Here is a 12,262-nt window from a genome sequence, read left to right as displayed (position 1 = left end):
TAATTGATTTAATGTAAGTAATTTTTCACTCATAAGAAAACCTCCATTTTATTAATTTTTTGTGCTTTAAATTCATAAGTTAGTTAAGGGAAACTTTATTAGCTAAAGCTAATAATCAAGATATGCAGCAATGCTTCTATATGTGACATTTAATTCAAAGTTCTGGGAGGGAAAGGATTTGAAAAGGCAATATGAGTTTTATACAGTCCGTGGTTATAAAATGATGAATGCAGAAAAAAAGCTATTGACTTCAAGTATGGAAGATTACTTAGAAATGATATATCGAATTTGTAAAAAAGAAGACTATGTACGGATGAGCCATTTAGCTAAAAAACTAAATGTTCGTCCATCATCAGCAACTAAAATAGTTCAAAAATTAAGGGATTTAGGAATAGTAGATTATCAAAAATATGGAATAATACAGCTTACAGATAAAGGAGAAAGATTAGGGAAGTTTCTTTTGAAAAGACATAATATAATAGAAGAGTTTCTAAAAAATATTGGGACAGAAGATACTAGGCTTAAGGATACAGAAATGATCGAACACGGTGTAAGTTTTAACACTTTAAAAAATATAGATTTGTTAAATAAATTTTTATTGGATAACCCTAATATAATTCAGCAGTTTGAAGAATTTAAAAGGGATTATTGTGAATAAAGGGATAGGTTTGTTTTTTCTGATGCAAGGGGGACTGTCCCCTTTGCATCACCCCTTGCATCAGAAATCAACAATCTTCTTTAAAAGAATTCAATAATCTGATAAAATGATTAGCTTCTCGCAAAACATGATCTCCTAATAATGGAGTTAATATAGCTTTAATTTCACATTCAAGCAAGCCTTCTGTTGCTGCAGTTTTAAATCCTTTAATACCAATTGTTGTTTCTAAGGTTTTTTCTGTAATTTCTGGGATATCTTCATCGTTGGCATTTTTTGTTTTTTCTATTAGTTCTTCAAACAATTCTGCAAAATCATTGGCAGTATTGAATAAGTCTTTTTCAGTAGGGTCTAACAATCCTCTGATGAATAAAGAATGTTTTCCCATAATTCTATCCCAAAATATTTCTTGCTCCAATATAGTATTTTCAGGCTTCATTCTATTTTGAATAGTTACTAAATATCTGTGATAGAGTTTGGCTTCCCTTAGAACATGTTCTACTAAGAGAGGATATAGAGCAGCATAAACTGTACAATCGAGTAATTTAGCCAATACTTTTTCCTTAAAAGCAATAACTTCTAGAACTAGATTAATAGCTCTATTGTTTAAATCATAAACATATTCCTCTAGGTCCGATGGATAGTCGAAATTTGGATTTGGGTTTAATTCAAGTTGTGCTAAGGTTATTTCATTGTTTATACATATACCCGTAAGGTTTTGGGTTATGGTTTCTGAGTCAAGGGTATATTGGGTTACAAGTTCCTTTGAATCGATTACTTCTTTGCTTATAATTCCATTGGAAACAGCTATTGTTTCTAATAAAATTTCCTCAAAAGATCTTTTTAGTTGATCTGATTCTAAAATAAGATCACTGTTTGTAACTAGAAAGCTCATTTCCATAAAAATCATATGTTCTTTCATGATTCTTCCAAAAAACAAGTTTAATTCTAAAGACATTTGAATAAATTCTTTTCTTGTCAACATAAATTTCCTCCTTCATAAAAATCGTTAACTAGTAAATTCTATTTAATAATAAATGTATTTATTATAAGATTATGTTGATAAAATATTTATGATACTAAATTATTCAAATTCTTCTTGACAATTACCCAACCCACTGGTACTATTAAGGTAGAAAATTGAATAATTAGCTCATATAATTCTCATAATATGGTCGAGAAGTTTCTACTAAATGACCGTAAATCATTTGGCTATGAGCGAAAGTGTACCTAGGGTTCCGAAGGAAAATCCTTGTCTGGACCAAGCGGTACAGATATTGTTTTGGACAATATCACACCGGAGGGACAAAAGCCCAGTCGGGTAGGTTTCGCTTAACCTACCTGACTGGGCTTTATTTATTTCAAGGAGGTTTGAATGTGAATACTAAAAGAGTATTTATTGAGAAAAAGGAAGAATTCAACACGGAAGCAGATAATCTGTTTAGGGATTTAAAAAATTACTTGGGAGTAAAATCTTTACAAAAAGTAAGAGTTGTAAATGCTTACGATATCATTAATGCAAAAAATGAAGAATATAACCAAATAGTTGGTAATATACTTCGAGAAAAAAATTTAGACTATCTATACGAAACAACCCTCCCTGTTAAAGATGAGGAAAAACTATTTAGAACTGAATTTGTTCCAGGACAATATAATCAAAGAGAAGATTCAGTTAATCAAACTATATATATATTATTAAATAAAAAAGATATTAAAGTAAAGCATTCTAAGATAATTATACTTGAAGGTGTAGACAATCAAGAATTAAACTTAATCAAAGATTATTATATTAATCCAGTGGAAATGAGAGAAATAGATATGGATTTTATCCATTATGAAGAATATGAAGAAGTAGAAAAGGAAATAGAAGCAATAGAAGATTTTGTAAATATGACAGAAAAAGAAATGGGAACTATGAAGGAGAAGTATGGCCTAGGACTAGATATGGAGGATTTACTATTCACTCAAAAATATTTTAAAGAGAAGGAAAAGAGAAATCCAACTATTACTGAATTGAAGGTTATAGATACCTATTGGTCTGATCATTGTAGACATACTACCTTTATGACGGAGATAGAAAATATAAAGTTAGAAGAAGGTAAATACAAGCCTTTAATAGAGAAAGCCTTTGAAGAATATTTAAGTTCTAGAAACTATGTTTATCCTAATAGTGAAAGGCCAATATCTTTAATGGATTTAGCAACTATAAATATGAAGGAGATAAAGAAGAAAGGATTATTAGAGGATTTGGAGGAATCAGAGGAAATCAATGCTGCAAGTGTAGAAATAGATGTAGATATAAATGGCAAGATAAAAAGATGGCTCTTAATGTTTAAAAATGAAACTCATAATCATCCAACGGAAATAGAACCTTTTGGTGGAGCTTCCACTTGTTTAGGTGGATGTATAAGAGATCCACTTTCTGGAAGAGCCTACGTATATCAAGCTATGAGGATTACGGGTGCTAGTGATCCACGACAAAGCTTTGAAGATACATTGCCTGGGAAACTTCCTCAACGAAAAATTACTCAATCAGCTATGGAAGGCTATAGTTCCTATGGAAATCAGATAGGAGTTCCAGCAGGTTATGTGGAAGAAATATATCATGAAGGGTATAGAGCTAAAAGAATGGAAGTAGGGGCTTTAGTAGCTGCAGCACCTAGAGAAAATGTCATAAGAAAATCTCCACAAACAGGAGATTTAATCCTTTTAGTAGGAGGTAGAACTGGAAAAGATGGATTAGGTGGTGCAGTAGGTTCTTCAAAAAAACATACAGAAGAATCATTAGAAACTGGTGGCGCAGAAGTTCAAAAAGGAAATCCGCCTCTTGAAAGAAAAATCCTTAGGCTTTTTAGAAACAAAGATTTAAGCCAAATGATTAAAAAGTGTAACGATTTTGGTGCTGGTGGTGTTTCTGTAGCTATAGGAGAATTAGCACCTGGATTAAAAATAGATTTAGATAAAGTTCCTTTAAAATATCCTGGATTAGATGGAACTGAGATAGCTCTTTCTGAATCCCAAGAAAGGATGGCAGTTGTAATTGAAAAGGGGAATTTAGAATCTTTTATCAAATATGCCGAAGAAGAGGATTTAGAAACTACAGTAGTTGCCATAGTAACATCTGATAATAGATTGTTTATGAATTGGAAAGGGAATCCTATAGTAAATATATCTAGAGAGTTTTTAGATACTAATGGGATAAGAAAAAAGACAAAGGTATTAATAGAAAAACCAAATGAAGATAACTATCTACATCATGCACCAAATTATATTGATGAAAAAGGTCTGGAAGAAAATTGGATAAAAAACCTAACTTGTTTAAATCACTCAAGCCAGAAAGGCCTTATAGAGAAATTTGATCACAGTGTAGGTGCAGGAACGGTTCTTATGCCTTTAGGAGGGAAGCATAAATTAACTACAACTGAGGGAATGGCAGCTAAAATCCCTGTACTTGAAGGAGAAACCAATACCTGTTCTTTAATGACCTATGGATTTGATCCAAACCTTTCAAAATGGAGTCCTTACCATGGAGGAATATATGCAGTTATTGAATCCTTAGCAAAGATTACAGCAATGGGTGGAGATTTTAGGAAAGTAAGATTGACTTTCCAAGAATATTTTGAAAGATTAGGTACTGAAGATGTAAAATGGGGTAAACCATTTGCTGCTTTATTAGGAGCATTTATAGTAGAGAAGGAATTAAATATTCCAAGTATTGGCGGTAAAGACAGTATGTCTGGTACTTTTGAAGATATAGATGTACCTCCAACAATTATTAGTTTTGCTGTAACTGCTGATAAGGTTCAAAATATTATTTCACCAGAATTTAAGGATGTAAACAATAATGTAGTATTGATTCCTTTAAATATAGATGATGAAGGAATGGTAGATTTTAAACAGTTGAAGACTAATTATACTAGAATAAAAGAATTAATAGATGATGGAAAGATAATATCTGCCTCTGCAGTAAAATCTGGAGGAATTGCTAGAAGTATATCGGAAATGGCCTTTGGAAATAAAATAGGATTTAAATTTGTTGAAGGCTATGATGAAAAAAATTTATTTCTACCTCTATACGGGTCCATCGTTGTAGAGATAAAAGAAAACCCTGAAAACCTATTGAAAGGTGTAGAATACAGACTATTAGGTACTACGATAGAGGACGAATGTATTGAAATATCTAAAGAAAGATTGGATTTAAATCATTTAATAGAAGAATGGACTAAACCATTAATGGATGTATTTCCTATAGATGATAGGAAGTTATATAAACCTAGAAAGATTTTATATAATAAAGAAATGATTAAGAAATCCAATATAAAGATAGCTAAACCAAAAGTATTTATTCCTGTATTTACAGGAACTTATGGAGAATATGATATGGGTAAATCCTTTGAAGAAGCAGGAGCTATAGTGGATACCTTTGTATTTAGAACTTTAGATAATGAAGCTATAGATTATTCTTTTAAAGAAATTGCCAAAAGGATAAAAGAATGTCAAATAATTGGACTTCCTGATGGTTCAGTTTTAGGAGATGAGCCAGAGGGAGGAGGTAAATTATTAGCAAATATATTGAAAAATCCTTATGTAAAAGAAGCTTTAATGGAATTAATAAAGGATAAAGATGGTCTTATATTAGGAATAGGAAATGGATGTGCAGGTTTAATAAAATCCGGTCTTCTACCTTATGGAGAGATTAAAGATCTAGATGAAGACTCTATTAATATAACTTATAATAGTTCAGGATACCATATATCCACTATAGCAAAAATAAAGGTAGCATCTAATCTATCACCTTGGTTTAATAATAGAAAAGTAGGGGATATTCAAAGTTTACCACTATCTACTAAGGAAGGCAGAATAGTTGGAAAACAAAAAACAATAAAAGTTCTTATGGATAAAGGACAAATAGCAACCCAATACTTAGACCAAAATCCAACGGGCTCTATATATGGAATAGAAGGTATAACAAGCCCAGATGGAAGGATTTTAGGTAGAGTTGCAAATTGTGATAGAGTTGGTAAAGGATTGTATAAAAATGTTGAAAAAATGGAAGAAGAAAGATTGTTTAAAGCAGGAGTTAGCTATTTTGGTTAAGGCTTTTGCCTAACCAAAATAGAATTGTAAATTGAAAAAAGGAGGCGCTTAACATGAAGGTTGGTATTGTTATGGGAAGTATTTCTGATAAAGAAGTAGTTGAAAAGTCGGTTAAAATTCTTGAAAAATTTGATATTGATATGGAAATAAGAGTAATTTCTGCACATAGAACCCCTTTTGAGGCTGCTGAATTTGCAAAAACAGCAGAAGAAAAAGGGATAGAAGTATTAATTGCTGCTGCTGGTAAGGCGGCCCATTTAGCTGGGGTTATAGCTGGTATAACTCCCCTTCCAGTTATTGGGCTGCCTATCAAATCATCTACTATGGATGGACTGGATTCTTTATTGTCAACGGTACAAATGCCTAAAGGAGTTCCAGTGGCAACTGTTGCAATAAATGGGGCAGAAAATGCAGGACTTTTAGCAGTGCAAATTTTATCGATAAAATATCCAGAGTTAAGAATTAAATTTAAAGAATATAAATTGGAAATGGCAGAGGAAGTTAAAGAAATGGATAGAAAAGTAAAGGGTATTTAGATTAGCCGAAAGGGTGAATGATTTGTGTGGAGTTTTTGGAATATATAGTAAGGATAAAAAAGATATATCTAAGATAATTTATTATGGATTATATGCTCTTCAGCATAGAGGACAGGTTAGTGCTGGAATTGCTATAAATAATAATGGATATATTGACTATCATAAGGATTTAGGATTGGCTAATGAGGTATTAACCAAAGAAATCCTTAATCGATTAAGAGGAAATATTGGTATAGGCCATATTAGGTCTGGGAATACGGTAGAGACTACTACTGCAAATGCAGAACCTTTAGTTGCAGGATATAAACAAGGGGCTTTAGCTTTAGCATATGATGGAAGTCTAGTAAACTATTCAGAATTAAGAGAAAAGATGGAAGACAAAGGAGTAATATTTCAATCCTCCATTGACACGGAGATAGTTGCTAATCTAGTTGCTAGACATCATAGAGAGGATATAGAACAAGCAATAATAAAAGCTGTAAATGATATTAAGGGTTCCTATGCTTTCGTTATTATGACAAACGATAGATTAATTGGCGTTAGAGATCCTTATGGATTAAAGCCTTTATGTATTGGAAAATTGGAAAATGACTATATAATATCATCTGAAACCTGTGCTTTAGATACTATTGGAGCGGAATTTATTCGAGATGTAGAACCAGGAGAAATGGTAGTAATAATTGATGGAGATATAAAATCTATAAGAACTAAGGAAGTCAAAAATAAAAATATGTGTTTATTTGAAATAATCTATTTTGCTAGACCAGATAGTAAATTAGATGGAGAAAGTATATATCTACTGAGAAGGGAAGCAGGACGAAATCTAGCCAAAGAATGTCCAGCAGAAGGGGACATAGTAATATCTGCACCAGACTCTGGAACGGTGGCAGCTATTGGGTATGCAGAAGAGTCCAAAATTCCTTACGATGAAGGACTTATAAAAAATAGATATGTAGGAAGAACCTTCATACAACCTACCCAAGAATTAAGAGAAATTGGTGTTAGAATTAAGTTAAATGTATTGAAAGAAAATGTAGAGGGGAAAAAAGTTATTTTGGTTGATGATTCCATAGTTAGAGGTACAACTATGAGGAGAATAGTGGCAATGTTAAAAAATGCTGGAGCTAAAAAAGTCCATGTAAGAATAGCTGCTCCACCAGTCAAATATCCTTGCAATTTAGGAATGCATACTCCAAAGAGGGAGAATTTAATAGCAGGACAAAAAACTAATGAAGAAATAAGAGAAATAATAGGGGCAGATTCTTTATGTTATCTGTCTTTAGAAGGTTTATTGGAATCAGTAGGTAAAAATAATAGTTACTGTACCGGATGTTTTAGTGGTGAATATCCGATAAATGAAGATTTGTAATAGAGAGGAGAAATACTATGAAGCTTACCTATAAGGAAGCAGGTGTAGATAAGGAAGCAGGTTATAAAGGAGTACAGTTGATAAAAAACATGATAAAAAATACTCATAGAGACGGAGTGTTGTCAGATATTGGAGGTTTTGCAGGTTTGTTTCAATTAGACACTAAATCCTATAAAGAACCTGTACTAGTTTCTGGTACCGATGGAGTTGGAACAAAGCTAAAAATAGCCTTCATGATGGATAAGCATAATACTATAGGTGAAGATTGTGTGGCTATGTGTGTTAATGACATACTATGTCAAGGGGCTAAGCCTTTATTCTTTTTAGATTATATTGCCACAGGGAAATTAGTTCCAGAGAAGATGGCCTCAATAGTAGAGGGAGTTTCCAATGGTTGTATAAAAGGAGAAGCAGCTTTAATAGGTGGAGAAACAGCTGAAATGCCAGGTTTTTATAAAGAAGATGAATATGATTTAGCAGGATTTTGTGTAGGAATTGTGGACAAAGAAAATATAATTGATGGTTCAAAAGTAAAAGAAGGAGATATTATTCTAGGTCTTCCTTCTAGTGGAATCCATAGTAATGGATATTCTCTTGTGCGAAAAATAGTATTTGAAAAGATGGATTTTGAAATAGATACAATTATTTCTGAATTAGGCATTACTTTAGGTGAAGAGTTACTAAAACCTACTAGAATATATACCAAGACTGTATTCCCTCTAATAGGAAAATATGATATTAAGGGAATTGTTCATATAACTGGTGGTGGATTTTATGAAAATATACCTAGAATTGTACCAGATAATTTAACAGCCAGTATAGATACTTCTAAAATAAAGACTCCAGAAATATTCAATCTATTAGCCAAATGGGGAGATATAAGTGAAAAAGAAATGTATTCTACTTTTAATATGGGTATTGGTATGGTTTTAATAGTAGATAAAGATGAAGTAGAAAAAATAATTGCTAGTTTAAGAGAAATGGATGAAGAATTTACCCTATTAGGAAAGATTGAAAAAGGAGAGGAGAAAGTTTCTCTATGGTAAATATAGGGGTGTTGATATCTGGCAGTGGAACCAATCTTCAATCTATTATAGATAATATAAAGGAAGGAAAAATAAAAGGGAAAATCCAATTAGTAATATCAAATAGAAAGGATGCTTATGGTCTTATAAGGGCAGAAAAAGCAGGCATTGAAACCTTATATATAAATAGGAAAGAATACAGTTCTCCAGAAGAATATAATAGGAAAATCCTAGAAGAACTATCTAAAAGAGAAGTAGAGTTAGTAGTCCTTGCAGGATATTTAAATATTCTATCACAAGAATTTATTGAAAGGTATAGTGGTAGGATAATAAACATCCATCCGTCTTTAATTCCAAGTTTTTGTGGAAAAGGATGCTATGGAGAGAATGTACATGAAATGGTATTGGAAAGAGGAGTTAAACTTACGGGAGTAACAGTCCACTTTGTTGATGAGGGAACGGATACAGGACCTATTATTCTCCAAAGACCAGTAGAGGTAGAAGAAGGAGATACAGTAAAAACTTTAAAGGAAAGGGTATTGAAGGTAGAACATGAAATACTACCTGAAGCTATAAGGCTTTTCTGTGAGGATAGATTAACCATAGAGGGAAGAAAGGTAAGGATTAAATAGAGGTGATAAAATGAAAAGGGTATTGATAAGCGTTTATGATAAAAAGGGTATTGTAGAATTTTCTAAAGAATTAATTGGATTAGGCTGGGAAATAATCTCTACTGGAGGAACAAGTGAAGTTTTAAGAGATGCAGGGATTCACCATGTAGGCATAGAGAAAATCACAAAATTTCCTGAAATATTAGAAGGCAGGGTAAAGACTCTTCATCCTAATATTCATGGAGGACTATTATATAAAAGGGACAGTGAACAAGATATAAAAACCTTGAAGAATTTAAATATTGGTTCCATAGATATGGTTGTAAACAATCTATACCCCTTTGAAGAAACTGTGAAAAAAGAAGGGGTAAGTGATGAGGAAATAATAGAAAATATAGATATTGGTGGGCCTTCTATGATTAGAGCTGCAGCCAAAAATTACAAATACGTTACAGTGGTTATAAAGCCTTCTGATTATGGAAAGGTGTTGGAAGAATTAAAAGCAAAAGGAGAGACTTCTATAGAATTAAGAAGAGAATTAGCTAGAAAAGTATTTTCATATACAGCTTATTATGATTCCTTAATCGCTAAATACTTTAATAGTTTAGATTCTGTAGAATTTCCAGAAATTATAACTTTACCATTTAAAGATAAACAGAGTTTAAGATATGGAGAAAACCCACATCAAAGAGCAGCTTTTTATAAGGAAGTGGACGATTTAGAAGGAACTATTGCAGGTGCAATTCAGCTTCATGGAAAGGAATTGTCTTTTAACAATATCAATGATGGAAATGGGACTTTAGAAATTTTAAAGGAATTTGATGAACCTACAATAGTTGCAGTAAAGCATGCTAATCCCTGTGGTATAGGTAGTGGGGAAAACTTACTTGAAGCTTATAACAAGGCCTATGAATCCGACAAAATATCTATCTTTGGTGGAATAATAGGATCTAATAGAGAAATAGATGAAAAGGTAGCTAATAAAATTAATGAAATATTTGTTGAGATAGTAATGGCACCATGCTTTACACAAAAAGCCTTAGAAATACTTACTTCTAAAAAGAATATAAGAATACTTAAAATCCCTAATATCATGAGAAAAGATTATCCTTCCTTAGATTTAAAAAAAGTTCTTGGAGGGATACTAATACAGGAAAGAGATATTAAAATTTTAGGGGAAGAATTAAAAGTAGTTACTAAAAGAAAGCCAACAGATAAGGAGATGGAAGATTTACTCTTTGGATGGAAGGCGGTAAAAGGTGTTAAATCTAATGGAGTATTGTTGGCAAAAAATAAAGGAACAATAGGAATTGGTATGGGTGAAGTAAATCGGGTATGGGCAGTAAAAGCTGCTATTGAAAGAGCAGGGGAAAAGGTTAAGGACTCTGTATTGGCCTCTGATGGGTTTTTCCCTTTTAAAGATTCTGTAGAAGCTTTAGCCAAAGCTGGAGTAAAAGCCATAATCCAACCTGGAGGATCTTTAAGGGATGAAGAATCTATAAAGGAAGCAGATGAAAATGGTATAGCTATGGTATTTACAGGAATGAGACATTTTAAACATTAAGGAGTGATTCTATGAAGGTTTTAGTCATAGGCAGTGGAGGTAGAGAGCATGCTTTATGCTGGAAAATAGCTGAAAGTTTAAAAGTATCTAAAATATACTGTGCTCCAGGCAATGGAGGGACTAAGGAAATAGCTGAAAATATAGATATTAACCCAGAAGAAATAGATAGATTATTGGACTTCGCCCTAAAGGAAAACATAGATTTAACAGTAGTAGGACCAGAAGGACCTTTGGTTATGGGCATAGTGGATAAATTCAATGAAAAAGGTTTAAATATTTTTGGAGTAAATAAAAAAGCCGCCCAATTAGAAGGGTCAAAGGCCTATGCCAAAAGTTTTATGGAAAAACATAATATTCCTACTGGAAGGTACAGAAAATATACAGATATAGAAGAAGCAATGAAGGGATTAGACCAATTTCAATATCCTTTGGTAATAAAAGCTGATGGTCTATGTTTAGGTAAAGGTGTGGTAATTTGTAATACAAAAGAAGAAGGAATAGATTGTCTAAACCATATGATGAAAGACAAAGCCTTTGGTATGGCAGGAGAAACTATAATAATAGAAGAATTTTTAGAAGGAATAGAAGCCTCTTTATTATGTTTTGTGACTAATGGAAGGATAATCCCTATGGAAAGTGCTAAGGATTATAAACAGATATATGAAGGAGATATGGGACCAAATACTGGCGGAGTAGGTTGTTTTTCTCCAAATCCATTATTTCAAGAAGAATTGAGAAAAATAGTCCAAGAAGATATTTTATCTAAAATTGAAATAGGTTTAGAAAAGGAAAAAATGGACTATAAAGGTCTATTATTCATAGGTCTAATGATAAATAAGGATAAGGCAAAGGTATTGGAATTCAATGTTAGATTTGGAGACCCAGAAACAGAGGTTTTACTTCCAAGACTTAAATCAGATATAGTAGATATCTTTGAAAAAACATTAAAAGGTAGTTTAAAGATAGAAGATTTAATTTGGAAGGATGAAAAATGTGTAACGGTAGTAGCTACATCTAAAGGATACCCTGGGAAGTATGAAAAAGGCAAGGAGATTATTGGTCTTAAAGATGTAGATGAAGATATAATAATATTCCATAATGGAACTATAGAAAAGGAGGGAAAAATACATACAAATGGTGGTAGAGTAATTTCCATAACTGCCTTAGGGAATACTTTAAAAGAAGCTAGAGATAAAATATATAAAAATTTAAACAAAGTAGCTTTTGATGGGATGTATTTTAGAAAAGATATAGCAAAAATTGATTAAACTTAAGGAGGACATGAAATGGAGAATTTTTTTAAACTAAAAGAACATCAAACAGACAAAAAAACAGAAATATTAGCAGGAATAACTACATTTATGACTATGGCCTATATTTTAATAGTAAATCCAGATATATTATC

General features: G+C 32.1%; 9 protein-coding genes and 1 riboswitch. Of the genes, 8 read left to right on the top strand and 1 reads right to left on the bottom strand.

What is annotated here, in order from left to right; translation table 11 throughout:
- Nucleotides 1-178: 178 nt before the first annotated feature.
- The gene (locus VK998_RS11035) at nucleotides 179-658 is read left to right on the top strand and encodes a metal-dependent transcriptional regulator (RefSeq protein WP_325228268.1); all 480 of its coding nucleotides are present in this window, start codon (nucleotides 179-181) and stop codon (nucleotides 656-658) included.
- 67 nt (nucleotides 659-725) lie between these two features.
- Here the strand turns inward: VK998_RS11035 and VK998_RS11030 are convergent, their stop codons facing one another.
- Nucleotides 726-1,640 (bottom strand): DUF2935 domain-containing protein, encoded by a 915-nt coding sequence (locus tag VK998_RS11030; RefSeq protein ID WP_325228267.1) that lies wholly within the window; start codon nucleotides 1,638-1,640, stop codon nucleotides 726-728.
- Between the two features lie 148 nt (nucleotides 1,641-1,788).
- A riboswitch (purine riboswitch) is annotated at nucleotides 1,789-1,890 on the top strand.
- 142 nt (nucleotides 1,891-2,032) lie between these two features.
- On the opposite strand from VK998_RS11030, the gene VK998_RS11025 reads away from it, so the two are divergent.
- From VK998_RS11025 to purD, 7 genes are read left to right on the top strand one after another with little or no spacing between them, the layout of a single operon-like run.
- On the top strand, nucleotides 2,033-5,752 hold the full coding sequence (locus tag VK998_RS11025; protein ID WP_325228265.1) for a phosphoribosylformylglycinamidine synthase: 3,720 nt from the start codon (nucleotides 2,033-2,035) through the stop codon (nucleotides 5,750-5,752).
- A 53-nt stretch (nucleotides 5,753-5,805) separates the two neighbouring features.
- Nucleotides 5,806-6,288, top strand: coding sequence for a 5-(carboxyamino)imidazole ribonucleotide mutase (purE, locus tag VK998_RS11020; RefSeq protein ID WP_325228263.1), 483 nt, complete (start codon nucleotides 5,806-5,808; stop codon nucleotides 6,286-6,288).
- A 13-nt stretch (nucleotides 6,289-6,301) separates the two neighbouring features.
- Complete coding sequence (purF, locus tag VK998_RS11015; protein WP_325228260.1) at nucleotides 6,302-7,657, top strand: amidophosphoribosyltransferase; 1,356 nt, start codon at nucleotides 6,302-6,304, stop codon at nucleotides 7,655-7,657.
- Nucleotides 7,658-7,674: 17 nt separating this feature from the next.
- Entirely contained in the window at nucleotides 7,675-8,703 is a 1,029-nt protein-coding gene (purM, locus tag VK998_RS11010) for a phosphoribosylformylglycinamidine cyclo-ligase (RefSeq protein ID WP_325228258.1), read from the top strand.
- Nucleotides 8,697-9,314, top strand: coding sequence for a phosphoribosylglycinamide formyltransferase (gene purN / locus VK998_RS11005; protein WP_325228256.1), 618 nt, complete (start codon nucleotides 8,697-8,699; stop codon nucleotides 9,312-9,314). Before purM ends, purN begins: the two co-directional genes overlap by 7 nt.
- A 10-nt stretch (nucleotides 9,315-9,324) precedes the next feature.
- Nucleotides 9,325-10,857 (top strand): bifunctional phosphoribosylaminoimidazolecarboxamide formyltransferase/IMP cyclohydrolase, encoded by a 1,533-nt coding sequence (gene purH, locus VK998_RS11000; protein WP_325228255.1) that lies wholly within the window; start codon nucleotides 9,325-9,327, stop codon nucleotides 10,855-10,857.
- A gap of 11 nt (nucleotides 10,858-10,868) precedes the next feature.
- Complete coding sequence (gene purD / locus VK998_RS10995) at nucleotides 10,869-12,125, top strand: phosphoribosylamine--glycine ligase (protein ID WP_325228253.1); 1,257 nt, start codon at nucleotides 10,869-10,871, stop codon at nucleotides 12,123-12,125.
- Nucleotides 12,126-12,262 lie beyond the last annotated feature (137 nt).

It is taken from the genome of Schnuerera sp., assembly GCF_035459645.1.
Lineage (GTDB): Bacteria > Bacillota > Clostridia > Tissierellales > Tepidimicrobiaceae > Schnuerera.
The sequence above is the reverse complement of the archived record's forward strand: the minus strand, read 5'-3'. Positions and strand labels throughout refer to the sequence as shown.